Here is a 26138-nt window from a genome sequence, read left to right on the forward strand (position 1 = left end):
TGTCGGAATGCCGGTGACAAATCACCACGAACGCTGTCAATCATCGTATGTATCCCGTAAAGTCTGTGTTGCGTGGATCACCAACCGCACTGCAGCCGAACGGATCAGGCGTCGGAGACGCCTCTCGTGGTCCGTCACCACATCGACCAGCCAGCGAGGAACAGATGTACAGACGCAGAGTCGCGCCGCTTTTGGCGGTACTCGGACTGACCGTCGGACTGACCGCCTGCAGTTCGGGACCGGGCCGCGACGCAGACCCCGCGAACCCCGTCACCATCGACGTGACGGTGTCGGCTGCCGCCGAGATCTACAGCATCCCGTGGCTCGTCGCACAGAAGCAGGGACTGTTCGAGAAGTACGGCGTCATCGTCGAGAACATCGTTCCGGGCAAGGGCGGCAGCGCGACCATGCGCACCCTCCTCGACGGCAACATCCCCATCGGTGAGGTCAGCTACCCCTCCATCGTGCAGGCCGACGCCGGTGGGTCCGAGCTGCGTATCGTGGGTGGCGGTACCCAGGGTCCGTATCCGATGAATTTCTATGCGCTGGCGTCGAACTCGGCGGTCGACTCGATCGACGACGTCCGCCGGTGGGCGTACACGCGACCGAACTCCGCGTCGGACGCGCTCACCCGATTATTGCCCTCCCTCGCCGGCGCAGATCCTGCGCGGATCGAGCGCGTGTCGTCGGGTGGAATCGGGGAGGGGTTGGCCCTGCTCGAAGCGGGTTCCGTCGACATCGCCCTGATTCCGTCCATCGTCGCCGAACAGCGGCCGGAGGACTTCAAGCTCATCGTCAGCAGCCCCGACTACATGAAGAGATTCCTGCAGTCGACCATCACCACGACCAAGGACTATGCCGCGAGCAACCCCGGCGTCGTCCGCGCCATCAACCACGGGTACACCGACGCGGTCGCCTCGATCAAGGCAGACCCCGTCGCAGCCGCCCGAATCTATGCGGACTACACAGGATTCGACGTCGAGTCGGCCACCGCCGTCGTCGAACGTGCCTCGTCCGTGGACACCTGGGGCGGCGGATTCGACGCGGCATCCGTCGAGGCCGCCCAGTCGGGTGTGGACGCGTCGGGCAGCGACCGTGTGCCCGATTTCTGCACCCTGTTCGATCCCGAGTTCCTCGCCCCCGACGTCGACGCCGACGTTCCCGGCAACTGCCCCGCCTGACCTGCTCCTCGAGAAGAAGGTATCGACGTGACCCACGCTGCGACCAGACCCCGACCCGAGACGTCGTCGGCCATAGCCATCGCCTCCTCGGTCTCCCGACACTTCGGTGACGTGACCGCCCTGCACGAGATCGACCTGACCATCGGGCGCGGTGAGTTCGTGTCGATCGTCGGTCCGAGTGGATGCGGGAAGTCGACACTTCTCGAGATCTTCGCAGGCCTGCAGGATCATGACAGCGGTACGGTGACCATCGACGACCAGCCGATGAGTGGACCGCGCACCAAGACGGCAGTGATCTTCCAGGAGTCCGCGACGTTGCCGTGGCGCACCATTCGCGACAACGTCGCCTTCGCACTCGAAGTGCGGGGAGTCGGCAAGAAGGAGCGACGCGAGCGCGCGGACGAGTTGCTCGCGACCGTCGGGCTCGCGCGATTCGGCGACCACTACCCGACGCAGCTGTCGGGCGGTATGCGACAGCGCGTCGCCATCGCACGGTGCCTGTCGATGGAGCCCGATCTCGTTCTCGCCGACGAGCCCTTCGGCGCTCTCGACGAGCAGACCCGGCTCGTGATGTCCTACGAGTTGTTGAAGATCGTCGAGAAGCTCACCTGCGGAGTCCTGTTCATCACGCACAGCATCCAGGAGGCCGTGCTGCTCTCCGACCGCGTGCTCGTGATGAGCGCCCGCCCGGGCCGATTCATCGACGAGGTACCGATCGATCTGCCGCGGCCCCGGTCCGAGGACGTGCTGGCCAGTCCCGATGCCGTCGCGTTGCACGAGCGCATCTGGTCGACGCTGCGGGACGAGGCCAAGAAGACGATGAGCATCGAGCCGTGAGCACCACCGAACGCAGCTCCGTCGTTCCCGGTTATCTGCGGTCGGCACCCGCCACGTCACTGGGGTTACCGGCGTGGGGGTGGACGGTGGTCATCCTGGTCGCTGCATTGGTGGCCGTCGACATCGCGGCACGATTCTTCGCGTCCCCCCTCGACATCGTTCCGGTGTCCGACATGTTCTTCACCGCCCTCCGACTGTTGACCGACACGGACTTCCTCGTCGACGCTCTCGGGCGGACGCTCGGCATCATCGTGGTCGCGTTCGTGCTCAGTTCCGTGTCCGGGGTGGCCGCGGCCTACGTCCTGTGGCGATTCGAGCTGTGGGACAGAGCGTTCCAGCCGTACCTGAACGTGTACTACGCGGTGCCCACCTTCGCGCTCTACCCGATCATGGTGGTGCTGTTCGGTGCCGGCGTCGCACCCATCGCCATCCTGTCGACCATCTTCGCGTTCGGTGTGGTGGCCCTCAACGCGCGCACTGGCTTCAACGCCGTGTCGCCCATCGTCACCAAACTGGGCACCACGCTGATGCTCAGCCGCTGGCAGTACTTTCGGTCGATTCTCTTACCGTACGCGTTGCCCAACATCGTGACAGGCCTCAAGCTGGGGCTCTCCTACGCGATCATCTCGGTGCTCGCCAGCGAGTTCATCCTGTCCACACAGGGTCTCGGGCATTTCATCTCCATCGCGTACGACAGCTTCGACATCGCCGACATGTACGCAGGCATCCTCGTGGTCGCGGCCATCGCCCTGATCGCGACGTTCGGCATCTCCGCCGCCCTCAACCGATTCGATTGGAGGCGTCGCTGATGAGTCGCTCCGTGGCCACTCTGCCCCCGACCATCGCCGCGCCGGCCGTAGCGCCCCGGCGTCGAGGTGTGCACACCGCACGTCGTGTGGTGCCGCCGCTCGTGGTGGCAGTGCTCGCCGTGGTGATCTGGTGGGTGTCGGCTGTCGTCGCCGACAGTCTGATTTTCCCGACGCCGCTCGAGGCGATGCGATCCTTGGTCGCCGATCTCGGGAATCCGGACTTCCGTGCCAACGTGCTCGATTCGCTCCGCATCCTGGTGCTCGCCTTCCTGGGCAGCACGATCGTCGGGTCGCTCCTGGGCCTCGCGCTCGGGCTCACCCCGTTCTGGGCCCGCACGGTGGTCCCGATCTTCTATGCGATCAACAGCATCCCGAAGATCGTGCTCTACCCGATCTTCCTGTCGTTCCTGGGTATCGGGGAGCTGAGCCGCGCGGGCTTCGCGTTCTACGCGGCCTTCATTCCCATGTTCCTGGTCGCCGTGGAGAGCACGGCGTCCGTGCAGCGGATCCACCTCAAGATGGCCGCGTCCCTGCAGGTGAGTTGGCCACGGCTGGTGCGGCAGATCGTCGTTCCGTCGGTGCTGCCCTCGCTCGCGACGGGTATGCGCATGACGTTCGGTCTGGCGTTCCTGGGTCTACTTCTCGCTGAGATGTTCTCGGCATCGAGCGGCATCGGGTACGAACTGTTGCGCAACGTCAGCCTGATCCGCATGGAGAACATCATGGGAACCGTGGTGCTGATCCTGGTGATGGCGCTGCCGCCCACCATGGCGTTGCAGTGGTTAGAGAACCGGGTGACGTCCAAGTACGGGGGCTGAGTGTAGGGCTGCGGGGCTATCTCTTGCGCGACTCGGCCTTCTTGTTCCGATTCCGCTCGATCGCCGCACGGACCAGTCCGGCTAATGCCTCCGCGTCGACGACGTCACCTTCGAAGAGTTCGTACGAGCACCGCTGCTTCCCGCCGAGCTCACCGTTGAAGATGCCCTTCGGGTCGTCCAGCGCCGCCCCGTACTGGAAGCCGAGCTTCACTTTCGCTTTGAAGATGTCGCCGACGATGAGCGGCCCGTCGAGATCCCGGGCGGGGGAGCCCATGTATTTCAACCCTCGACGATGCCGTCGTCCACCGACAGAATCACCCGTCGTGCTTCCGCCGGGGCGTCACCGCGCCAGTCGGGGTGTCGGGCGATCAGGCCGTCGATCTCGGCACTCGGTTCCATGGCTGCTCCTCCGTCCACTGCGCGATCACAGCAGAACGGCGGCTCCGATCCGAAGTGACTCGTTGCGTTCAGGTCAGCTCAACGTCATGTACGGCGTCCACACCGTGAACGAGTGACCCATCGAGGAACAGTTCAGCGATCCCTTGAAGCCGATGTAGCAGGTGGCCCCGCCGTAGCTGAGCGAGCCACCGAGGGGAGTGCTCCCGGCACGCCCACGCGGGCCGCCGATCCCGAAGGTCGGGTGAGCCGGGAACCACGGCACGTCGATCGCCACGTCGTAGACCACGGGGGCGAAGGGGATCTGGGTGAGGTACTCGCCGCCCGGAAGATCGCAACCCACGACCCCCGCCGGGGTGATGGAACAATTGGCGGCGCCGGTGGAGAAGTACGCGACATCGCCCTGCAGGAAGGCCGCCGGATCGACGGGCACCGGTGCGGGGTAGTCGACCGCGGACGCGGTGCCGGCACCGACGACGGACATCGTCGCGGCAGTGATGCCGACGAACGCGGCTCCGGCGAGCTTCGTGAGCGAGCGCATGAGGATCCTCTCGGGTGGTCTGGTGTCCTCAGTGTGTCTGCATCTCCGGGCGACTCGTTACTCGGCCGAATGGTTTGTGACCATTTCGTTGTTCTTCCGCGCTGGGCGTGGTGTCCCTTTCCTCCGATGTCGGACGCGGGAACCCGCTCGACAGGGCGGACAGTGGAACACCACGCCCGGGTCAGCCCCGAACCGTCATACCCACCCCACGCCCATCAATGGCTGGTGGTGGGCACAGATGGAGTACTCCTCCTCCCACGGGAAGTGGCCGTCGACGTCCGGCCACACCAGTTGCAGCGCAGTGAAGTCCGAGTACAGCGCACCGGTGACCACCATGTCCGCGGTATTGACGGCCTGAATGACCACGATGTCCGGTTCGTCGCCGGTCGCACTGCGGATCGTGATCCCGGACGACAGTGCGAGACCGGCGACCATCTGCGACGCCATGTCGTGGAGCAGGCTCCCCGACAGATGGAACGGCAGTCCGTAGACGATCAGTTCGGGCAACGACCTGCTGGTGAGGCCCGTCGTGTACGCGACGTCGGGTACCTCGTGATCCGACCCCGCCACGGCAGTCACCGCCCACCCGTGGCGCGCGATCTTCCTCTTGATGTCCGGCACTGAGACGCACCCTCTGCACATAGTTTCCCCCCGGAAGTCGATGCGGAGGAGGAAGGTAACGCGGCGGTACGACAGGCGGTGCAGCTCTGGTCGTGGTGTTCCACGTGCGTGTCCTGCGCGCGGGATCCCGCCCGCACGGCTCACGAGTGGAACACCAGGCCCACTCGCGCTCCTCTCGGCGCGGATCGCTCGACCGGAACCCCTACCCCCGCGCAGCCTTCAGGTGCCCCTCGGACACAGCTTTGAGGTGGGTGAGGTCCGAGGCCACGGTCGCGAAGGTGTAGCCCTGCGCCAGGCGCTTCGCCGCGACCTCGCCGGAGGGGGTGTGGATGCCGGCCGCGATCCCCGCCGCGGCGGCTGCTTCCTGCACACGCACGAGTGCCGCGTCGAACACGTCGTCCACGGAGCTGTCCGAGGGGGAGGCGCCACCGACGGCGATGCGCAGGTCCGACGGCCCGACGTACACGCCGTCGAGTCCGGGCACGGCGCAGATGGCCTCGACGTTCTCGAGGCCGTCGGGGGTCTCGATCATCGCGAGCACGACGACACTGTCGTTCGCGTCGGCGGGAAGCGGTCCGACGCGCAGCTGTGAGCGCATCGGACCGTACGAGCGCACGCCGGCAGGGGGATAGCGCACGTAGGAGACGGCGCGGGCGGCGTCCTCGGCAGTGTCGATCAGCGGCACGATGACGCCGCGCGCACCGGCGTCGAGTGCTTTGCCGATGTAGGTCTGGTCGTTGGACTCGACCCGCACGAGTCCGGCCGGGCCCTGCGCCGCGTCGATAGCGGTGAGTCCGCGCAGCATCCCGTCGTAACCGATGAGGCCGTGCTGCAGATCGAGGCAGATGTAGTCCCACCCGACGTGAGCGAGCCACTCGGTGGAGACGGGGGAGTCGATGACGGACCAGTAGCCCAGTGTCCGTTCACGGGAACGGATGCGGCGGGCGAAATCGGCGGCAGACATGAAAGGTTTCCTATCGGTTGTAGGCAGGCATCGGACCGCGCAGTGCCGCACCGACCTCGTCGCACGCGGCGACGACGTCGTCGGAGAGCGGACCGCGGCCCAGGGCGTCGATGTTGGCCTGCAGGTGGCTGGTCTTGGAGCCGCCCAACAGAATCGGTCCGGTGAGGGGCTTCGATCGCAACCAGCGCAGGGCGAGCTCGGTGAGCGGCATGCCGGCGTCCGACGCCACCGCGGACAAGCGCGTGATCGCGTCGAAGATCTGGGTGTTCCAGTACCGCTCGCGGTACATCGCGGCCAGCCGCGAATCGCCGAACCGCCCCTCGCCGGGAGCTTCGTCGAACGAGTGCTTGCCGGTGAGGAGGCCGCCGCCCAACGGGTTGTAGACCATCGTGGTGATGCCGCTGACGGCGGCGAACTCGACGTACTCCTCCTCGACGCGGCGGGCCAGCAGGTTGTAGAGCTGCTGCGCGACGACGGGCCGCGGCGCACCCACCTCATCGCACACGCGGTTCACCTCGGCGATCTGCCAGGCGGCGAAATTCGAGACGCCGAGCGCTCCCACCTTGCCTTCGGCCACCAACTTGGCGACGGTCCCGAGGGTGTCCTCGAGCGACGACGCGCGGTCGGGCTGGTGCAGGTAGAAGAGGTCGACGTGGTCGGTGCCGAGCCGGTGCAGGCTTGCCTCGAGTCCGAGCCGCAGCCCCTCGGGTGACAGGGGCGAGTGGCCGTCTGCGTCGCCGAGGAACATGCCGCCCTTGGTGGCGAGGGTGACTTCGTCGCGTCGACCGGCGAGCAACTGCGCGAGGATGCGTTCGGACTCTCCGCCTGCGTACCCGTTGGCGGTGTCGATGTGGGTGATGCCGGCGTCGAGTGCCGTGTCGAGCAGAGCGCGCGACCCCTCCAGGTCGACGGTATCGCCGAAAGTCATGGTGCCCAGCACCATCGGGCCGAAAGGCGGGGAGCCGAACATCATGCGGGTACTCCAGAGGTAGGTGCCGGTCGACCCGACAGAACGTAGCGCGGCTTGACGCCCTCCATCGTGGAGGGGTCGAGCGCCGCGGCGCGCAGGGCTGCCGTGTACGGGTGCTGCGGGTTGGTCAGAACGTCTGTGGTGGGGCCGCTCTCGACCACGCCGCCCTTGCGCATCACGACCACGTTGTCGCTGATCTCCCGCACCACGCCGAGGTTGTGCGAGATGAAGACGTACGTGATGCCGGTGTCGTGCTGGATGGTGCGCAGCAGGTCGAGCACCTGCGCCTGCACCGACACGTCGAGCGCACTGGTGGCCTCGTCGCACACCAGGATCTCGGGTTCGGACGCCAGCGCACGCGCGATACCGATGCGCTGACGCTGGCCCCCCGAGAACTCGCCCGGTCGGCGGTGCAAAGACGACGCCGGCAGCTGGACCTGGTCGATCAGCTCGGCGGCACGTCGGGCCCGGTCCGCCTTGGAGCGAACACCTCTGAGGCGCAACGGCTCACCGACGATGTCGACGGCCGTGAGATGCGGATCCAGCGAGCCGTACGGGTCCTGGAAGACCATCTGCACGCGCGAGCGGAAGGGCTTGAGGGCTCGCTCCTTCATCCCGGCGATGTCGACACCGTCGACGAGGATGCGTCCCGACGTCGGTGTCAGCAGCCGGACGATCGACTTGGCGATGGTCGACTTCCCGCAGCCGGACTCGCCGACGATCGCGAGGGTCTCGCCCTTGTCGACGCTGAAGCTGACACCGTCGACGGCGCGGAAGGTGCCGGTGGCGACGGGATACTCGACGACCAGGTCGTCGACGGTCAACAGGCTCATGCCGGGACTCCTTGATCGGCGGGTGCGCCCGACCAGGTGCCCAGCTGGGGGACCGCGTCGAGAAGCTTCTTGGTGTAGGCGTTCTGGGGATTGCGGACCATCGACTGGGCGTCGCCGCTCTCGACGAACCGGCCCGACTTCATGACGTGGATCCGGTCGGACATCAGCCGGGCGACACCCAGGTCGTGGGTGATGAGCAGCATGCCGATGCCGGTGCGCTCCTGCAGTTCGAGCATGAGGTCGAGGATGCTGGCCTGCACGGTGACGTCGAGTGCACTGGTGGGCTCGTCGGCGACGATGAGGTCGGGATCGGCGGCCAGGGCGCATGCGATGAGGACACGCTGCAACATGCCGCCCGACAACTGGTGTGGGTACCTGTTCAGCTGGTCCGCCGGGTTGACTATGTGGACCTGATCGAGCAGCTCGACGGCGCGGGTGGTCTGCGCGGACTTGCCGCGGACACCGCTGTGGTGAATGGCCTCTCGCAGCTGCGACCCCACCGTGTGGACGGGGGAGAGGGCCGTCATCGGATCCTGGGGAATGAGGGCGATGTCCGTCCCTCGGACCTTCCGCAGCGCTTTGTCGTCGCCGAGGATGTCGGTCCCTTTCCAGCGTGCACGGCCGGAGAGGACCGCGAGATCGTCGGGCAGCAGCCCGAGGATTCCCATCGCGGTGGTCGACTTACCCGAGCCGGATTCGCCGATGATGCAAACGGTCTCGCCGGGCGCGATGTCGAAGGAGACCCCGTCGACGGCGCGGACGATGCCGTTGTCCGTGACCAGCTCGATCTGCAGTTCGTCGACGGTGAGCAGTGACTCGGTCATGTCAGGCCTTCTTTCCCGAGATGGCGAAGCGTCCCAGCAGAGCCTTCAGACCCGAGCCGGCGGGACGGTCGCGCAGACCGTCGCCGAGGAGGTTGACGCCGATGACGAGGAGCACGATGACGAGGCCCGGCAGGGTGACCAGCCACCACGACGTCGTGATGTAGTCCTGGCCGTCGGAGATGATGCGGCCCCACGTGGCGAACGGTCGCTGCGGTCCGGCGCCGAGGTAGCTCAGCGCGGACTCGAGGAGCACCGCCTGGGCGAGCAGGAGCAGCACCACCAGCGAGGTCTGCTTGATGACGTTCGGGATGATGTGGCGCGTGAGGATGGCGACCTTGCCGAGTCCGAGTACCCGCGACGCGGCGACGTAGGGCTTCTCTCGCTCCACGAGCACCAGAGAGCGTGTCAGACGGGCGATCTCGGGCCACTGGGCGATCGCGATGACGAACGTGATGACCGGGATGGACGGCCCGAAGAGGGCGACGACGAGGAGCAGCATCATGAGCAGCGGCAGGGACAGCTGCGCTTCGAGCAACCGGCTGATGACGGTGTCGACCCAGCCGCCGAAGTAGCCGGCCATGGAGCCGAGGGTCAGGCCGATGAGGCCGGAGACCAGCACGGCAAGGATGCCGACGAGCAGTGACACCTGACCGCCGTAGAGAACGCGGGCGAGAAGGTCGCGTCCGAGCTGGTCGGTTCCGAACAGGTGGCCGTCGGTGAGCGGTGCGAGACGGCGAGCACCGAGATCGGTGGCGTCCGGATCCTGCAGCGGCAGTACGCGAGCGAACGCGACGGGGAGGATCACGACGAGTGCGCAGACGCTGCCCACCCAGATCTTCAGTCGGCTGTCGCGGGCGCGCCGAGTGGAGCCTGCCTTGGCGATGTCCTTCGCGGTGACCGCCGACGGGCGCTCCGCCTGCGGGGGCTCGAGTGTTGTGGTCATCTAGGACGTTCCCTTCCCCAGGCGGACACGGGGGTCCAGAAGCGGGTAGCAGAGGTCGACGAGGAGCTGGACGAGGACGGCGAGCACCGCGGTGACGAGCACGGTGGCCTGGATGAGGGGGTAGTCGCGGGTCTCGAGCGCGCGGACGACGAGCGATCCGACACCGGGCCAGGCGAACACGACCTCGACCACCACGACACCGTTGAGCATCGACGCGAAGCGTGTGCCGAGGGCAGTGAGAACGGGGATGGACGAGTTGCGCAGGGCGTAGCGCCAGATGAGTTTCCGCTCCGACACACCGCGTGCGCGCGCCACCGTCGCGTACTGGGACCCGAAGGCGCCGACCATCTCCCGACGCACCATGCGGGAGATCAGGGCGATCTGCAGGATGGCGACGGTGACCATGGGCAGGACGAGCGACGACCACGTGGCGAAGCCGGCGGCCGGGAAGATCGGGATCACCACGGCGAAGATGGTGATGAGCATCAGGCCCGTCCAGAAGTCGGGCATCGACTGTCCTGCGATCGTGACGACGTTGGCGCCCAGTTCGCGGCGGGTGTCCGCGCGGCGTGCCATCCAGACACCGAGCGGGATGGCGAGCAGTGTCGTCAGTCCGATCGAGGCAACTGTGAGCGTCAGTGTGTAAGGGAGGCGATCGAGCACCACGTCGAAGGCGGGCGCCTGGAACGAGTACGACGTTCCGAGATCGAGTTGCAGCAGTCCCTGCAGGTACTTCAGGTACTGCGTGATGATCGACTGGTCCAGACCCATGCTCTGGCGGATCCGCTCGATGTCCTCGCTGGAGGCCAGCGGGCCCGCCATCGCGTAGGCGGGATCGCCGGGTGCGAGACGGATCAGCACGAACACCGTGGTGAGCGTCAGGAAGATCGCGAGCGCGCTCTGACCGAGCCGCTTGACGATGTAGCGCGCCGTGCCCGCGGACTTCGACTTCGACTTCGCGGGTTCGGCGGCCGGCGCGTCGGCGGGCGTGATCATGCCGGCGGTCACCGGGTCACCGTCCGTCGGACCGCGCATGTGTTCGTGGTGTGCATCGAACGACCTTTCGGGAGATGCCTCTGCGCTGGCTGGTCACGAGCGCGGGCTTCGATGTAACTCAGCTCACAATGGCACTTGTGCGCGAATCACGCAAGTAGTAATTCATAGTTGCGTGTTGTGTGCAGACCTGCGTACAGTCCAGGTGTGCTTGCGGTCACAGTGCAGCTCCGCTCCTGACCCGCAGCCCCTCATGACGCTCGAAGTTCGAAGAGAGGTCGACGATGACCAGATCGCCGTTCAACCAGCAGTTCTCCCGCCGCAATCTCCTGCGCGGCGGGATGCTGCTCGGTGGTGGCGTGGTGTTGGGCGCGGGTGCCAGTGCGTGCGCCACGCCTACCGGCACACCGGGCCCGACCACGGTGAGCCTGGCGCTCAACCGGTCGCTGGTGAGCCTGGACAACAAGCTCAACCAGTTCGACGCCGCCCTCACCGTGCAGCGCGGCGTGCGTCAGGCCCTCACCGAGATCGACGCCAACCTGAAGCCGCAGCTCGTCCTCGCCGACCGCTTCGATCTGGTCGAGCCCACCCGCTGGTTCGTCCACCTGCGGCAGGGTGCCGTGTACTCCGACGGCTCGCCCGTGCAGGTGCAGGACGTCGCCACGGCCATCCGGATGTACAGCGAGGTCGACGGATCGTTCGTCGGCGGCTTCTTCCCCGAGTGGCCGACGGTCGAGCAGATGGACGACACCAGCTTCTCGTTGCTGACCACCAAGCCCGTCCCCGTGCTCGATTACCTGATGTCCAACATCCTCATCACGCCGGCCGCGGACAACAAGCCCGAGGAACTGCAGACCGGTCTCGGCTCGGGCCCGTACGTCGTGACGTCGGCCGATCGCGGTACCGGCAACTACACGCTCGAACGCAACACGAAGTACTGGGGCACTGCGCCGAACATCGAGACGGTGCGCGTGCGCTTCGTCCCCGAGGAGTCCTCGCGCGTCGTCACGCTGCGTAGCGGCGAGGTGGACGTCATCGACTCCATCACGCCCGACGCGGCGGACCAGCTCGAGGGCCTGTCGAACGTCGTGGTCGATCGTGTCGACGGCGTGCGGCTCAATCAGCTCTTCTACAACTTCCGCAAGCCCGCCGACCATCCGCTCGCCGATGCTCGGGTGCGCCGCGCGCTGACGTACGCCATCAACGGGCCGGCGCTGATCGACCAGGTGATGCAGGGATCGGCGACAGCGTCCAAGGGCGTCATCCCCGCGATCCTCGACGGCGCCATCGAGACCGGTGAGTACACGTACGACCCGGCGCGGGCGCGTGGCGAGCTCGACGCTCTCGGCATCTCCGATCTGGAACTCAAGATCATCTGGGAGTCGGGCGAGTTCGCTGCCGACACCGACATCATGGAGTCGGTCGTCCAGATGTTCTCGGCGATCGGCGTCCGCACCACATTGCAGCAGTTCGAGCCGGGCGGCGACATCATGCAGTGGCGTCAGGGCAAGGCGGGCGACTGGGACATCCTGGGTAACGGATTCCCGAGTCCGACCGGACTGGCGATCACCATCATGCAGGGCATGTACGCCGGCACCCCGGAGAAGGAACAGACCCGAGACACGTACCACGGGTACATGTTCCCCGAGATCGCCGCGGCCATCGCGCGTGCGTCCGAGGAGGTCGACGAGACCCGACGCACTCAGCTTCTCGCCGACGCGCAGCGCCAGATCTGGGACACCGTGCCCTGCCTGTGGTCCTTCGTTCCCAAGTCGGTGATGGCGCGTCGCGAACGCATCCAGGACGTGACCCTGCGTCCCACCAACTCCTACAACCTGTCCGCCGCGACACTCGTCAGTTGATCGAGGAGATCCCCGTGACTACCACACTGGATGCCGACGGCATCGTGCGCCCCACCGCCGAGCCCGGGCGCCGTGATGCGCTGTTGACCCCGCCCGAGGTGCAGAACCACGCGGCCAATCTGGCTGTGCTGCCCGACGGTTCGCTTGCATGCGTTTGGTTCGCCGGCACACAGGAAGGTGTTCCGGACATCAGCGTGTGGTTCTCCCGACGGGACGGCGACGAGTGGTCGCAGCCGATTCGTCTGTCGGACGACGGGACGCGGTCGGAGCAGAATCCCGTGCTGAACGTGCGTGAGTCCGGCGAGATCTGGCTGCTGTGGACCTCGCAACACGCCGGCAACCAGGACACCGCACGGGTGCTTCGGCGGATCTCGCCCGACGGCGGGCGCACCTGGGGTGACACCGACGTCCTCATCCCGGAGACCGAGGCGGGTGGCGTGTTCGTACGCCAGCCCATGGTCACGCTGCCCTCCGGCCGGATCCTGTTGCCTGTCTTCCACTGCGTCCGCATCGAAGGCCGCAAGTGGGTGGGCGACCGCGACTACTCCGGCGTCATGGTGTCGGACGACGACGGCGTCACCTGGCGCGAGGTAGTCGTTCCCGACAGCATCGGGTGCGTCCACATGAACATCGGCCGGGTGTCCGACGATCAGCTCGTCGCCCTCTACCGCAGCCGCTGGGCGGACCACGTCTACCGTTCTGTCTCGGACGACGACGGTGACACGTGGAGCGCTCCCGTCCCCACCGAGCTGCCCAACAACAATTCGTCGGTGCAGTTCGTCGTGCTGGCCGACGATCGACTCGCCCTGGTGTACAACGAGTCCAGTCGTGAGGACGCCACGGCGCGCCGACTGTCGCTGTACGACGAGATCGACGATCACGGCATCGCGGACAAGCAGGAAACGGTCGAGGAGGACTCGCCCCTGGACGACGGCGACCCGCGGCACGCCTTCTGGGGCGCACCCCGAGCGCCGATGGCCCTGGCGATCTCATCCGATCGCGGTGTCACCTGGCCGGTGCGCCGAAACCTGGAGGAGGGCGACGGGTACTGCCTGTCGAACAACTCCCGCGACGGATTGAACCGCGAGTTCTCGTACCCGTCCATCGTGGCCGACGGTCCGACGCTGCACGTGGCCTTCACGCGCTTCCGTCAGGCTATCGAGTACTGCGAGGTGCAGCCGGAGTGGCTGTCGTGAAGCACGCCGTCGTCACGGGCGTCAGCTCCGGAATCGGTGCGGCGACGGCCCTCTCGCTTCTCGACGACGGGTGGCGTGTCACCGGGCTGAGTCGTCGGCAACCGGAGATCGAGCACGAGAACCTGACGTGGGTCGAGTCCGACCTGGGTGATCTGGACTCGGTGGCGGAGATCGCGTCGGGTCTGTCCGCGGTCGACGCCGTCGTTCACGCTGCGGGACTGCAGCGTTCGGCTCCGCTCGGGTCGCTGAACGTCGACGACCTCCGCGACATGTGGCAGGTCCATGTCGCCGCGGCCGAGGTCCTGGTGAACGGCGTGGTCGACGCTCTGGAACCCGGTGCCCGAGTCGTTCTCGTCGGAAGTCGCACCATGACCGGCAATGCCGGCAAGAGCCAGTACGTCGCCACGAAGTCCGCGCTGACGGGCATGGCACGGTCGTGGGCCATGGAACTGGTGTCCCGCGGCATCACCGTCAACGTCGTTGCGCCCGGGCCCACGGACACCGCCATGCTGGGGGATCCGTCGCGCGCGCACACTCCGCCCAAGCTCCCGCCTCTCGGAGCCTTCATCGACCCGTCGGAGGTCGCGGGGCTCATCCGCTTCCTGCTCGGCCCTCTCGGCCGCAACATCACCGGCCAGGCGATCGTGCAGTGCGCGGGAGCGTCGTTGTGAACCACCTGCGCGAAACACGCAATTGGGCTACAGTTGTATGCGTGGTTCGCGCAACAAGGGGGAAGGGTGGTACGAGGATGACCTCACTCGTCGTACTGGCCGACGACCTCTCGGGCGCCGCGGAGGTCGCCGGGGTGTTCCTCGACCGCACGTCCGATGTGTCTCTGACCCTTGATGCCGTGATCGGTTCCGCCACAGTGTCTGTCGTGGACCTCGATACCCGAGCGCTGGCGGCCGAGCATGCGGAATCGTTGGTGTCCTCTGCACTGCGTTCCGTACCCGCAGGCGCACGCGTGCTCGCGAAGATCGACTCGCTTCTGCGCGGGAACGTCGCCGCCACGGTGCGCGCGTTGTCGGCCCGCGGGCCGGTGGTCGTCGCGGGCGGTCTGCCACTGCTGGACCGCGTCGTCCGTGGCGGCGTGCTCCACGTCGACAGAGCGCCCCTGGTCGACACCGACCTGTGGCACGCCGAGTTCGACGAGCCCCCGGAGTCGTTGCCGCACATGCTCGATGCTCCGCTCGTCACCATCGACACGCTCTCCGCCGCGACCGGGGTCGTCGTGTGCGACATCGAGTCCGACGCCGATCTCGACGCGGTGGTGGCGGCAGTGGCGGAGCGACCCGACGTGATCCTGGTGGGTACCTCTGCCCTCGCTGCCGCCGTCGCCCGCGGTCTCGACGGGTCGGCCGAGCCTCGGACCGTTGCTTGCACAGGCGATCCCGTCCTCGTCGTCGTGGGCACCGCCTCCTCGGTCGCCGTCGAGCAGGTTCGTCGTCTCGTCGAGGACGGGGTGCGGCTGCTCACCGTGGACGCGGGTGACGTGCTTGCCGGCCTCGCCGACGCACGGGAGCTCTCCTCCGCCCTGCGTGACGGCTCGGTCGCGCTCACCGTGACCGGGTCCGTGGACGTCGCGCGTACCCGTGACCTGTCCGTCGCCCTGGCCGAGTACGTCCGAGCGGGGGCCGACGGACTGTCGGTCGACCTCGCCCTCACCGGCGGTGAGACGGCACGGGCCGTCATCACCGCGCTCGGTATCGACACCCTGCGCCCGCTAGGACACGTGCACTACGGCGCTGTCGTGTCCGTCGACCCGCGGGGCCGACGCGTCGTCACGCGGCCGGGCAGTTTCGGAGACCGAGAGAGCCTGTCCGCCATCCACTCCTACCTCACCGGCGGCTCGCCGGACACCACGCTCCGACCGAAGGACACAGCCATGACATCGACCGATCTCCAGACCCTCGACCTGCCCGTCGTGGCCCTGACGATGGGCGACGGCGCGGGCATCGGCCCCGAGGTCATCGTCCCCGCCGTGCTCGACGCGAAGGTGGCGGGGTGGTGCAAGCCCGTCGTCATCGGTGACGCCGCGCGTCTGCGACTCGCGGCCGACGTGCTGGGTGTGCAGTGCGACATCGTCTCGATCGAGCGCATCGCCGATGCCGAGTTCACCAGCGGGCGCATCAACGTCATCGACCTCGGGTTGCTGCCCGCGGATCTGGCCTGGGGCGAGCTGTCCGCAGTGGCGGGACATGCTGCCTACGAATACATCCGTGTCGCAGCCGAACTGGCCGTCGCCGGTGACGTCCAGGCGATCTGCACCGCGCCGCTCAACAAGGAGGCGCTGCACGCCGCCGGACACATCTTCCCCGGTCACACCGAGCTGCTCGCGCACCTCACCGGTACCGAGGAGGTGTCGATGATGCTCTCGACGCCCAAGCTCAAGGTCATCCACGTGACCACCCACATCGGACTGCTCGACGCCGTCGCGAAGATCGAGCCGGGTCTCGTCGAGCGGACCGTCCGCCGCGGGTACGAGGCGCTGGTGCGATCGGGCAACAGCAACCCGAAGATCGGCCTGTGCGGTATCAACCCGCATGCCGGCGAGAACGGCCTGTTCGGGTACGGCGAGGAGGATCAGAAGATCGTGCCGGCCGTCGAGAAGCTGCAGGCCGACGGAATCGACGCCGTCGGACCGCTGCCCGCCGACACCGCCTTCTTCCTCGCGGGTCGCGGTGACTACGACCTCATCGTCGCTATGTACCACGACCAGGGCCACGGACCGGTCAAGGTTCTCGGCATCGAGGCCGGCGTGAACATCACCGTGGGACTCCCCGTCATCCGTACCTCCGTGGATCACGGCACCGCGTTCGACATCGCGGGCAAGGGCATCGCCGAGGCCGGCAGCATGGTGGAAGCCCTGCGACAGGCCGCCGAACTGGCGACCAGCACCGCCGACGTCGGCTAGGTTTCGGGTATGGCGCTCAGGGAGTCACAGGCGCGGCGCGCGGAGATCGTCCGCCTGGCCAAGACGAGTGGTCTGGCGAGTGTGGAAGACCTGTCCGTGCAGTTCGGCGTGACGGCCTCGACCATTCGTCGGGATCTGTCGCAGCTGACCGCCGAGGGGCTTCTCGCGCGCACCTACGGTGGCGCGATCGCGCTCGACCCACACCCCGAGTCGTCGCTGCGACAGCGTGCGGTCGAGGGCTTCGACGCCAAGCGTTCGATCGCGAAGTGGGCTGCGGGAGAGGTGCGCCCGGGCGAGACGGTGCTTCTCGACGCCGGCACCACCGTCGGTGCCATGGGGGAGTACCTCCGTGACTCGACGGGCCTCACGGTCATCGCCGCGGGTCTCACTGCGCTCGAGGCGCTGGCGGATGCCGACGACGTCCGCGTCGAGTGCCTGGGCGGCACGCTGCGTCACCTGTCGCAGGGATTCGTCGGACCGCTCGCCGAGGCGTCGTTGGCACGGGTGTCCTTCGACCGCGCCTTCCTCGGTGCGGACGCGGTGACCGCCGACCGCGGCATCTGCGAGGCCGAGCTGGAGCAGACGCGGCTGAAGGAGTTGATGATCGAACGCGCCGGCACGGTCTACGTGCTCGCGCACGCGGCGAAGCTGGGTCAGCGTCCGTTCCACGCCTGGGCGCCCCTGCCCGAGGGCGTCACCCTGGTCACGGATGCCGGCGCGACAGAGGAACAGGTGCAGCCCTTCCGCGACGCCGGGGTCACGGTCGTCGTGGTCTGAGCGCTGGAGTTTCTGCTCCTCTCGGCGCCCTGTCGCGCGGGATCCCGTCGGTAGGTGGCGTGAGCGGAGCGAAAACGCCAGCCGCGGATTACAGCTCGTCCAACCCCACGTGACCGTCCTGCAGTGCTCGGGCGACCAGCGAGGCCTTGGACCCGGCCGAGCGGCCTACCGCCTCGTACTTCTCGCGAATGCGCGCGATGTGGGTGTTGACCGTGGCGGGGGAGATGAAGAGCGACCGTGCGACGGTGCCCTTCGAGTCGCTGATGATCCACGCCCGCAGGACCTCCACCTCCCGCACGCTGAGGGCCGGTCTCACGATGTCGTCGTCGGTCATCATTGCCTGCATCTGTATCGGTCCCCCTGCTCGGCGCAGCAGCGCTGCGCTGCTGTTCTGGGAGGACCGTACGTTTTGTTCCGGGCAGCTCGGTAGCCACGACTTCGGGGGACCCCGACGTCGGGGGCATGCTTCGCAGAGCTCACCATCTGCGGACTGTGACCGGTCCATGCAATCAGACGACGGGCATCTCCACTGTCCGTCGCGCAGACGACAGTCAGTACCCGATGCCGCGCAGGAAGGTCAGCACGGCCTCGTTCACCTGACGTGGACGGTCCATGTTCGCGGCGTGGCCGCTGTCGATCAGCGCGACCTGACCCTGCGCGGTGTCGCGCGCGGTGACCACTGCGTGATCCGAGGGCCAGAACTGACTGTTCCGTCCCGCGATCATGAGGATCGGTACGTCCGCGGCCCGGATGTCCGCGCGCCAGTCCTGGCGGGAGTGGTCGTCGAGAAGTGCTCTCATGGGCGGTGTCTCGGACGACACCATTCTGGGCATCGACCGCAGGCGCAGAATCAGTTTCGCGACGGGGAGGAGCGAGGCGAATGTCGAGGGTCCGTGTCCCGTGGCGGGAATGCCCTTCGCGAAGAACCCGTCGACGGTGGCGTCGGTCAGACCGTAGAAGCCGTGCGGCCACGACGCGTCGTTGATCATCTTCGGCGTCTGATCGACCGAGACGACACCGCGGACCCTCGACGTCCCGGTCGTACGGATGTAGGACCAGACGGTGCTCGCGCCCATGGAGCCACCCATCAGCACGGCAGTCTCGACGCCCACCGCGGTGAGGAAGTTGTCGAGGTCCCGGCCGTGCCGCGCCATGGTGGCGCCGTGATCGGGTGCCTCGGAGTCGCCGTGGCCGCGCCGGTCGAGCGCGAGCACGCGATACCCGGCCCGCACGAGCGCATCCTGTTGGAACACCCACGTGGTCGCCGGAGCGCCGAACCCGGCGACCAGGACGACGACGGGACCGCTGCCCTCGTCGAGGTAGCTCAGGGTCACGTCGTCGTCCGTCACGAAAGTGGGCATGATCGTCAGCTTACGATCGCGAACAACCCCCCTGCCACGGCGAAGCTGACGACCGACAGCACGGTCTCCAACACGGTCCACGTCTGCAGCGTCTGCTTGACGGTGAGGTTGAAGAACTTGGCGATGATCCAGAACCCGCCGTCGTTGACGTGGCTCAGGATGATGGAGCCGGCAGCGATGGCCATGGCGATGAGCGCGACCGACATCTGCGAGTAGTCCTGCGCCGCGACGAGCGGTCCGACGATGCCACCGGTCGTGACGATGGCGACGGTCGCCGATCCCTGAGCAATGCGCAGCGCACAGCTGATGATGTACGCGAGCACGATGATCGGCAGTCCCGCGGCGGACATGGTGTCCGCGAGTGCGGTACCGATGCCGGTGGCCGAGATGACCTTGCCGAAGAACGCGCCGGCCCCGACGACGAGGAGCAGCATGCCGACCGGGCGGAGCGATTCGCCGGTGAGAGTGGACAACTCCTGCACCGTCGAACCGCGGCGGATGCCCAGGACGTAGAACGCGATGAGCACCGCGATGAGCAGAGCGACCGCGGGGGTGCCGAAGAACGTGAGGACCTGGAGCAGGTTGCCCTCGTCGAGCAGAATGGTGCCGAACGTGGCGCCGAGGATGAGCACCAGGGGCACGGCGATGATGGCGCCGATGGTCGCGACGGACGGGGGAGTGGTGACCACGGGTCGCTTCGTCTCGACGGCGGTGCCGCCCGACGTGTGCGGTCCGTTGTCGTCGGCATCGTTGACGAAGTCCTCGGGCACCTCGACGATGATGCGCTTGCCGATGTAGCTGCCCCACACGAGGCCGGCCGCAATGAAGCCGGGGATCCCGCAGATGAAGCCCATGAGGATGAGCCAGCCCAGGTTGACCTCGAGCAGGCCGCCCAGCGCGACGGGGCCGGGGTGCGGCGGGAGGAACGCGTGCGTCATCGACAGGCCCGCGAGCATCGGAAGCGCATACAGCACCAACGACTTTCCGCCCTGTCGCGCCGCGACGTAGACGAGCGGGGCGAGAACGAAGATGCCGATGTCGAAGAAGACGGGGATGCCGAAGATGAGGCCGAGCAGACCCATCGCGATGGGTGCGCCGCGATCACCGAAGACGCCGAGAAGCTTGGCGGTGAGTGCCTGCGCACCACCGGACCTCTCGAGGATGGCACCGAGGACGGTGCCCAGTCCGATGATGACGGCGATGTGGCCGAGGATGCCGCCGAAGCCCGTCTCGAGAATCGAGTCGCCGCTCTTGATGGCGGTACCCACGATCTGCGACACCGGGAGTCCGGCTGCGACAGCGAGTCCCAGGCCGACGATGAGGAGGGCGATGAACGGTTCGAGCTTGACCTTGATGATGACGACGAGCAGGACCGCGATCGCGATACCGCACAGAACGAGGAGTCCGGGAGTGGACGTCCTCAACCAGTCGACGACGGAACCCATGAGGTTGCCTTTCGAAGTATGTGGAGAGTCAGCGGAGGAGTGAGTGGACGAACGAGGTGGCGCGAGCGGTGATGTCGTCCCAGAGCCCGGCCGCGACCGCGGCCGGTGGAACGACGTCGGTGCCCGCGGTGACGGCGACGGCGCCGCGGGCGAGGTAGTCGGCGGCATTGTCGGCATTGACGCCGCCGGACGGAACGAGGGGAACGTCGGGGAACGGTCCGCGAAGATCGCCGAAGTAGCTGGGGCCGAACAGCTTCGCGGGGAACACCTTCACCGCGGCGGCGCCCAGATCGAGCGCCGCCATGATCTCGGTGGGCGTGAGCGCGCCCATCATGACGGGCACGTCCCGTTCGTGCGCCACCGCGGCGACGTCGGGACGCAGTCCGGGAGTGACGAGGAAGCGTGCACCCGCGTCGATGGCGGCGCGCGCCTGGTCCCCCGTCATCACGGTGCCCGCACCCATCACGGCACCAGACGACGACGCGGCGCGCAGGCAGTCCAGCACGTTCGGTGTGGTGAAGGTCAGCTCGACGGCGCGCAGTCCGCCGGCGACGAGGGCGTCGGCCAACGCGGCGGGGTCGGGAATGGACGGGGCGCGGACCACCACCAGCGCGCGGTCCTCGAGAATCGTCGCAAGTGCATCATCGAAACGGGTCGTCATGAGGTTCTTCCGTGAGAGGTGCGGCGGAGGGAGCGGCCGGCGAGTGTTCCGGTGGGGACGCCGTCGCGCACGGCGAAGGAGCCGTTGATGAGAACGTGCGCGATGCCGACGGCCTGCTGCTTGGGGTGGTCGAAGGTGGCGGTGTCCCGGACGGTGGCCGGATCGAAGACCACGAGATCCGCTGCGTGGCCCTCGCGGACGAGGCCACGGTCGGCGAGACCGAGTCGTGCACCGGGCCGTCCCGTGAGGTGATGGACGCAGTCCTCGAGCGACATCAGGCCCTCGTCGCGGACGTAGTGACCGAGGTAGCGCGGGAACGTGCCCCAGGCCCGCGGATGCGGACGCTCGCCCACCAGGATGGCGTCGCTGCCGCCCATGTGGTGGGGATGCACCATGATGGCGCGCACGTTCTCCTCGTGCCCGACGTGTTGCAGGATGGTGGTGCTCAACGCATCTCGCTGGAGCACGTCGAAGAACACGTCGACGGGTGCGCGGCCCTCCTCGGTCGCGATGTCGAGGACGGTCTTCCCGACGTAGCGGTCGAGATCCGCGTTCGCGACGCCGCTGAGCTGGATCGTCTCCCATTCCACCGTGACGCCGTGGCAGCCGTCCGAGCCGTAGCGATTCACGTCGTCGGTGATGCGGCGCCGCACGTCGGGATCGTCGAGACGGCCCAGCGCCGCATCGGGTCCGCCGGACATCGCCCAGCTGGGCAGCAGCGCGGACAGGGTGGTGGCGCCGGGCAGGTAGGGATAGGTGTCGAGCGTGATGTCGCACCCGTCGGCGATCGCGGCGTCGACCATGTCGAGGAATTCGCCGGCGCGGCCCTTGTTCTCGCCGAAGTTCATGGTGGCGTGGGTCAGGTGCAGGGCGCAGCCGGTCTCACGGGAGAGCTCGATCATCTCCCGGTATGCGCCGAGAGCGTTCTTGCCGTAGGAGCGGGTGTGCGGAGCGTAGAAGCCACCGAACTCGGCGACGACCTCACACAGCGCGCGCAGTTCGCCCGTGTCGGCGTACATCCCGGGCGTGTAGGTCAGTCCGCTGGACATGCCGACTGCGCCCTCGGATATGCCTTGTGCCACCAGCTCTCGCATGTGCTCGACCTCGGCGGCGGTCGCAGGACGCTGATCCGCCCCGACCGCCAGATAGCGCAGCGTTCCTTGCGGCACCAGGTACGCGGCGTTCGGGGTGATGCCCCGGTCGAGCCGGTCCAGATACTCGGCGACCGAGCGCCACGTGATGTCGAGATCGGTGGGATTGCCGTTCCACCCGGAGATCTGACGGCGGATCACCGCGAGCGTCTCGTCGGAGACGGGTGCGTAGGAGAGGCCGTCCTGACCGAGCACCTCGGTGGTGACGCCCTGGGTGATCTTCGGAACGTGTCCAGGTGCGGTCAGCAGGCCGAGGTCGGAGTGGGCGTGCATGTCGATGAAACCCGGTGCGACGACGTGGCCCCGTGGCACGTCGACGACGGTCTGCGCGTCGGCGACAGTGCCCGGTGCCGCGACCCGCGTGATGCGTCCGTCGTCGACGAGAACGTCGGCGCGGACTCGGTCGGATCCGGTGCCGTCGACGACGTCACCGCCGCGAAAGAGGATGTCCGCCATGATCAGAAGAAGGTGTGGATCAGGTCGACGATGCGCGGGTTCGCCGCGTCGGCGTCGTCGACGACCGGAAGCAGGCGCCATTTGTCGAACGCCGTGCAGGGATGCGACAGGCCGAGCCGTGCGACCGTCCCGACGGGAACGTCGTCGCGGGCCGTGCCCGGCGTCCGGAGGAAGGCGTGCTGATCGTTGAGCGCCGAGATGTGGTGCCCCGCCTCCGCGTCCCGGCCGCCGATGCGCTGCGGTGTCGGCAGCCCCTCGTCGAACGGGAAGTCGCGCTTGCCCGCATCGAGCAGTGCGAGTTCGGGTTCCGGACGCGACACCACCCGCGCCCAGCCGTGCATCGCGGAGGACAGGTGCTGCTCGCCGACGCGGGAGGCGATGAGCGGGGAGATGTCGGCGTAGAAGCCGTCGTCGTGCACCACGTAGGCGCCCGAGCGCAGCATGACGGCCGTGTCGTCGTCGATGACCGACGAGAGCCGCTCGACCACCAGGTCCTGGTACGCGCTCCCACCCGCGGTGACGATCGCCCGTCCCTCGTACAGGCCGTCGGCGGCGAGACCGGCGTGCAGGGCGGCGACCTCGTCGAGGTAGGCGCGCACGGCGTCCAGTCCTGCGGGTGTGCGGTCGTGGGCCAGCGCGCCTTCGTATCCGCCCACGCCGGCGAGGGTCACCGACGGCGACGAGGAGATCGCGGCCGCGACGCGTCGTGCCTCGTCCACGCTGCGTGCCCCGGTGCGGCCGTGCGGCCCACCGAGTTCGACAATCACCGGGATCGGTCGTGTCACGGCGCCCAGGATCTCCGTCATGCGTGTCACGGTGTCGACACTGTCTGCCCAGCAGACGAATTCGACGTCGTCGTGAGCGTCGAGGTCCGCCGAGATCCAGCGGAGTGTCACCGGGTCGATCAGTGCATTGGCGAGAAGGATGCGCTGCACGCCGAATGCGCGAGCAAGTTGTACCTGCCACCCGGTGGCGAGGGTGATTCCCCAGCTGCCCGCCTCGAGCTGCTCGGCCCAGAGCTGCGGCGCCATCGTGGTCTTGCCGTGCGGTGCCAGACGCATGCCGGCCGCATCGGCCCACCGCGCCATCACATCGATGTTCGACGTGAGGTGTCGGCGATCCAGTGTGACGACCGGGGTCGCGAACTCGGCGAGAGTGGGCGCCGTCGCCAGATAGTCGCGCACGGCGAGGCCCCACGCGGCGGGTGGGACGGCCTTGTACTCAGGGCCGAGAGTGCGGTCGTGCAGCGCCTCGACGGCAGCCTTGTCGATCATCGAATCCTCCTGCGCCGGATATGGCGCTGTAGCGTTGCGTATGTTGCAACGCTGATTGCAAACTGTGTTCGGTGTCGTTAGTCTGCAACGAACAGGGACAACTCGCAAGACATCGAAGGGAATTGATGTGAGATCACCCGGCGCGGCGACTCCACGGGTGGTGTGTGTCGGTGAGGGACTCGTGGTCATGGTCGCTCAGCCCGGCCCCCTCGAACACTCGGACACGTTCGAGCGGTCGGCCGGGGGAGCCGAGGCGAACGTCGCGCGGGTCTTAGCCCAGTTGGACGTCGAGGCGTCCTGGCTCTCGCGCGTCGGTGACGACGGCTTCGGCCGCTACCTGACGGAAACGCTGCGCGCGAGTGGGGTGGACACGTCGGCGGTGATCGTCGACCAGACCCGCACCACCGGGATGTACGTCAAGGAGCGTGGTTCGGGCAGCGGTCATGCGTCCGACCTACCCGCCGGGGAGAGTCGAATGACCTACTTCCGCAGCGGTTCCGCCGCCAGTGCGCTGTGTGTCGACGACATCGTCGGGGCGACACCGGTGCTCACGGCTGCCGACCTCGTCCACGTCAGCGGCATCACGCTCGCCCTGTCGGACACCGCGCGCGACGCTGCGGCCGCGCTGGCGTCGTCGCCCGGTCTGCTGAGTTTCGACCTCAACCACCGTCCCCGACTCTGGACCGCCGAGAGCGCCGATGTGGTTCTTGCAGAGCAGGTCCGACGCAGTGACATCGTGCTGATGGGCGCCGACGAAGCACACGCGGTGTTCGGCACCGGAGACCCCGACGCGCTGCGTGGCCTGTTCCCCGAGCCGCGCCGCCTGGTGATCAAGAACGACGCCCACGTGGTCGTGGGATTCGACGGCGCCGAGCGTGTCGACGTCCCGGCCCTGCGGTTGTCGGTGGTCGAGAAGATCGGTGCGGGAGACGCGTTCGCCGGTGGCTACCTGGCCGGTGTCCTCCGCGGCGACGATCAGCAGCGTGCGATCAGACTGGGGCACCTGTGCGCGGCCGGCGCTCTCACCGCGCACGGCGACGCGGCCCATCTGCTTCCGCTGCACCGTCTCGACGCACTGGTGACATCCTCGGACGAGGAGTGGTCGAGCATCGACTACGACGCCGAGAGGGGAATCGCCGTATGAGTCAGAGTGTGTCCCGCGCGCTCACCCTGCTCCGGGTGCTGGCCGACGGTCCGCGATCGCTGGACGAGTTGGCTGCCCACCTCGACGTGCACAAGACCACGGTCCTGCGTCTGCTGCGGGCGATGGAGGCGGAGCGGTTCGTGCAGCACGACCACGAACACCGGTATCGCCTGGGATCGACACTGTTCGAACTGTCCAATCGCTCGTTGGAGCAGCGCGACATCCGGACGTTGGCGCGGCCGCATCTGGCTGCGCTGAACGCCGACACCAGGCAGACGATCCACCTCGCCACCTACGAGTCGGGGGAGGCCGTCTACATCGACAAGTTCGACGCCACCCAGAGTGTGCGGATGTACTCGCGTGTCGGACGCCCGGCACCGTTGCACTGCACCGCCGTCGGAAAGATCCTGATCTCCGGGCTGCCTGCGGACGAGCAGTCCCGCGTCGCCCATCGCATCGAGTACACCCGCTTCACCGACCGCACCATCGACACGCCCGAGCGCTATCTCGAGGAACTGGCCCTCGTGACCCGTCAGGGATACGCCGAGGACCACGAGGAACACGAGTCGTTCGTCAACTGCATCGGCGTGCCGGTGCGCGACGGGACCGGCTCGATCGTCGCCGCGGTGTCGATGTCCGTGCCCGACATGCTGCTCGACCACGCCCGCGTCCTCGGCACCCTGCCGCAGGTGCGCGCGGTGGCCGAGACCATCTCCGCCGAACTCGGCTGGAGTCCGACCCCGACGAAGGAACCCGCATGACCGACAAGATCGCCGTCCTCACGACCGACGCGCCTGCACCCGCCCACACCTTCTCGCAGGGCGTACGCAAGGGCCCGTTCGTCCAGGTGTCCGGTCAGGGACCCGTCGACCCGGCGACCAACGAGTACCTGTACCCCGGCGACGTCGCGGCGCAGACCACGCGAACGCTGACCAACGTCAAGGCCATCGTCGAGGCGAGTGGTGCGACTTTCGACGACGTCGTGATGCTGCGGGTGTACCTGACGAAGCGTGAGGACTTCGCCGTCATGAACGAGGCGTACGGCGCCTTCGTGCTCGAGCACACGAAGGGTGACGTCCTGCCCAGTCGCACAACGGTCTTCACGGGACTCCCGCGCGAGGAGATGCTCGTCGAGATCGACGCGATCGCGGTGGTCTGACACGTCGA

At 67.5% G+C, this 26138-nt stretch carries 27 protein-coding genes; 12 read left to right on the forward strand and 15 right to left on the reverse strand.

Going from position 1 to position 26138, the window contains the following annotated elements; translation table 11 throughout:
- Positions 1 to 164: 164 nt before the first annotated feature.
- The 4 genes from J4E04_RS05180 to J4E04_RS05195 are packed head-to-tail and all read left to right on the forward strand — an operon-like array spanning position 165 to position 3645.
- On the forward strand, positions 165 to 1181 hold the full coding sequence (locus J4E04_RS05180) for an ABC transporter substrate-binding protein (RefSeq protein WP_027504879.1): 1017 nt from the start codon (positions 165 to 167) through the stop codon (positions 1179 to 1181).
- 27 nt (positions 1182 to 1208) lie between these two features.
- A complete protein-coding gene (locus J4E04_RS05185; protein WP_037184864.1) occupies positions 1209 to 2018 on the forward strand; it encodes an ABC transporter ATP-binding protein in 810 nt (269 codons plus the stop codon).
- Positions 2015 to 2827, forward strand: coding sequence for an ABC transporter permease (locus J4E04_RS05190; protein WP_490150067.1), 813 nt, complete (start codon positions 2015 to 2017; stop codon positions 2825 to 2827). Before J4E04_RS05185 ends, J4E04_RS05190 begins: the two co-directional genes overlap by 4 nt.
- A gap of 11 nt (positions 2828 to 2838) precedes the next feature.
- Entirely contained in the window at positions 2839 to 3645 is an 807-nt protein-coding gene (locus J4E04_RS05195) for an ABC transporter permease (RefSeq protein WP_307108445.1), read from the forward strand.
- A 16-nt stretch (positions 3646 to 3661) separates the two neighbouring features.
- Here J4E04_RS05195 and J4E04_RS05200 read toward each other — a convergent pair whose 3' ends face one another.
- The 9 genes from J4E04_RS05200 to J4E04_RS05240 form a co-directional block, all read right to left on the reverse strand.
- Positions 3662 to 3919, reverse strand: coding sequence for a hypothetical protein (locus J4E04_RS05200; protein WP_490150068.1), 258 nt, complete (start codon positions 3917 to 3919; stop codon positions 3662 to 3664).
- A 198-nt stretch (positions 3920 to 4117) separates the two neighbouring features.
- Entirely contained in the window at positions 4118 to 4582 is a 465-nt protein-coding gene (locus J4E04_RS05205; RefSeq protein WP_027504884.1) for a hypothetical protein, read from the reverse strand.
- A gap of 195 nt (positions 4583 to 4777) precedes the next feature.
- Positions 4778 to 5203 carry a DUF4262 domain-containing protein gene (locus tag J4E04_RS05210; protein ID WP_307091769.1) on the reverse strand — a complete coding sequence of 142 codons (426 nt, stop codon included), beginning with the start codon at positions 5201 to 5203 and terminating at the stop codon, positions 4778 to 4780.
- Positions 5204 to 5405: 202 nt separating this feature from the next.
- The gene (locus J4E04_RS05215; RefSeq protein WP_490150069.1) at positions 5406 to 6167 is read right to left on the reverse strand and encodes an HpcH/HpaI aldolase family protein; all 762 of its coding nucleotides are present in this window, start codon (positions 6165 to 6167) and stop codon (positions 5406 to 5408) included.
- 10 nt (positions 6168 to 6177) lie between these two features.
- Positions 6178 to 7140, reverse strand: a complete 963-nt coding sequence (locus tag J4E04_RS05220; protein WP_490150070.1) for an aldo/keto reductase — start codon at positions 7138 to 7140, stop codon at positions 6178 to 6180.
- Complete coding sequence (locus J4E04_RS05225) at positions 7137 to 7970, reverse strand: ATP-binding cassette domain-containing protein (protein ID WP_490150071.1); 834 nt, start codon at positions 7968 to 7970, stop codon at positions 7137 to 7139. Before J4E04_RS05225 ends, J4E04_RS05220 begins: the two co-directional genes overlap by 4 nt.
- Entirely contained in the window at positions 7967 to 8794 is an 828-nt protein-coding gene (locus J4E04_RS05230; RefSeq protein ID WP_052493323.1) for an ABC transporter ATP-binding protein, read from the reverse strand. The genes J4E04_RS05225 and J4E04_RS05230 overlap by 4 nt, the downstream gene beginning before the upstream one ends.
- A gap of 1 nt (position 8795) precedes the next feature.
- The gene (locus J4E04_RS05235; protein ID WP_042575606.1) at positions 8796 to 9737 is read right to left on the reverse strand and encodes an ABC transporter permease; all 942 of its coding nucleotides are present in this window, start codon (positions 9735 to 9737) and stop codon (positions 8796 to 8798) included.
- Positions 9738 to 10772, reverse strand: coding sequence for an ABC transporter permease (locus tag J4E04_RS05240; protein ID WP_328812339.1), 1035 nt, complete (start codon positions 10770 to 10772; stop codon positions 9738 to 9740). It abuts the gene before it with no gap.
- 242 nt (positions 10773 to 11014) lie between these two features.
- Between J4E04_RS05240 and J4E04_RS05245 the strand changes: the two genes are divergently transcribed.
- From J4E04_RS05245 to J4E04_RS05265, 5 genes are all read left to right on the forward strand, one after another.
- A complete protein-coding gene (locus tag J4E04_RS05245) occupies positions 11015 to 12592 on the forward strand; it encodes an ABC transporter substrate-binding protein (RefSeq protein WP_490150072.1) in 1578 nt (525 codons plus the stop codon).
- Positions 12593 to 12606: 14 nt separating this feature from the next.
- A complete protein-coding gene (locus J4E04_RS05250) occupies positions 12607 to 13788 on the forward strand; it encodes a sialidase family protein (RefSeq protein WP_027504890.1) in 1182 nt (393 codons plus the stop codon).
- Positions 13776 to 14459, forward strand: coding sequence for an SDR family NAD(P)-dependent oxidoreductase (locus tag J4E04_RS05255; protein ID WP_056448218.1), 684 nt, complete (start codon positions 13776 to 13778; stop codon positions 14457 to 14459). The genes J4E04_RS05250 and J4E04_RS05255 overlap by 13 nt, the downstream gene beginning before the upstream one ends.
- Before the next feature lie 77 nt (positions 14460 to 14536).
- Complete coding sequence (gene pdxA, locus J4E04_RS05260) at positions 14537 to 16702, forward strand: 4-hydroxythreonine-4-phosphate dehydrogenase PdxA (RefSeq protein WP_490150073.1); 2166 nt, start codon at positions 14537 to 14539, stop codon at positions 16700 to 16702.
- A gap of 9 nt (positions 16703 to 16711) precedes the next feature.
- Positions 16712 to 17479, forward strand: a complete 768-nt coding sequence (locus J4E04_RS05265) for a DeoR/GlpR family DNA-binding transcription regulator (RefSeq protein WP_056448224.1) — start codon at positions 16712 to 16714, stop codon at positions 17477 to 17479.
- Between the two features lie 88 nt (positions 17480 to 17567).
- Here J4E04_RS05265 and J4E04_RS05270 read toward each other — a convergent pair whose 3' ends face one another.
- The 6 genes from J4E04_RS05270 to J4E04_RS05295 all read right to left on the reverse strand — a co-directional run bounded on the left by J4E04_RS05270 (position 17568) and on the right by J4E04_RS05295 (position 23827).
- On the reverse strand, positions 17568 to 17816 hold the full coding sequence (locus tag J4E04_RS05270) for a LuxR C-terminal-related transcriptional regulator (RefSeq protein WP_027504894.1): 249 nt from the start codon (positions 17814 to 17816) through the stop codon (positions 17568 to 17570).
- 214 nt (positions 17817 to 18030) lie between these two features.
- Entirely contained in the window at positions 18031 to 18840 is an 810-nt protein-coding gene (locus tag J4E04_RS05275) for an alpha/beta fold hydrolase (protein ID WP_490150074.1), read from the reverse strand.
- A 5-nt stretch (positions 18841 to 18845) separates the two neighbouring features.
- A complete protein-coding gene (locus tag J4E04_RS05280; protein WP_490150075.1) occupies positions 18846 to 20285 on the reverse strand; it encodes a GntP family permease in 1440 nt (479 codons plus the stop codon).
- 28 nt (positions 20286 to 20313) lie between these two features.
- The gene (locus J4E04_RS05285) at positions 20314 to 20946 is read right to left on the reverse strand and encodes a bifunctional 4-hydroxy-2-oxoglutarate aldolase/2-dehydro-3-deoxy-phosphogluconate aldolase (RefSeq protein WP_490150076.1); all 633 of its coding nucleotides are present in this window, start codon (positions 20944 to 20946) and stop codon (positions 20314 to 20316) included.
- Entirely contained in the window at positions 20943 to 22553 is a 1611-nt protein-coding gene (locus J4E04_RS05290) for an N-acyl-D-amino-acid deacylase family protein (protein ID WP_490150077.1), read from the reverse strand. The genes J4E04_RS05285 and J4E04_RS05290 overlap by 4 nt, the downstream gene beginning before the upstream one ends.
- A 2-nt stretch (positions 22554 to 22555) precedes the next feature.
- The gene (locus J4E04_RS05295) at positions 22556 to 23827 is read right to left on the reverse strand and encodes a type III PLP-dependent enzyme domain-containing protein (RefSeq protein WP_490150078.1); all 1272 of its coding nucleotides are present in this window, start codon (positions 23825 to 23827) and stop codon (positions 22556 to 22558) included.
- 127 nt (positions 23828 to 23954) lie between these two features.
- On the opposite strand from J4E04_RS05295, the gene J4E04_RS05300 reads away from it, so the two are divergent.
- From J4E04_RS05300 to J4E04_RS05310, 3 genes are read left to right on the forward strand one after another with little or no spacing between them, the layout of a single operon-like run.
- Complete coding sequence (locus tag J4E04_RS05300; RefSeq protein ID WP_490150079.1) at positions 23955 to 24971, forward strand: sugar kinase; 1017 nt, start codon at positions 23955 to 23957, stop codon at positions 24969 to 24971.
- A complete protein-coding gene (locus J4E04_RS05305; RefSeq protein ID WP_490150080.1) occupies positions 24968 to 25732 on the forward strand; it encodes an IclR family transcriptional regulator in 765 nt (254 codons plus the stop codon). Before J4E04_RS05300 ends, J4E04_RS05305 begins: the two co-directional genes overlap by 4 nt.
- Positions 25729 to 26130 carry a RidA family protein gene (locus J4E04_RS05310; RefSeq protein WP_027504901.1) on the forward strand — a complete coding sequence of 134 codons (402 nt, stop codon included), beginning with the start codon at positions 25729 to 25731 and terminating at the stop codon, positions 26128 to 26130. Before J4E04_RS05305 ends, J4E04_RS05310 begins: the two co-directional genes overlap by 4 nt.
- Positions 26131 to 26138: the final 8 nt, after the last annotated feature.

It is taken from the genome of Rhodococcus sp. NFXS4 (genome assembly GCF_058139645.1).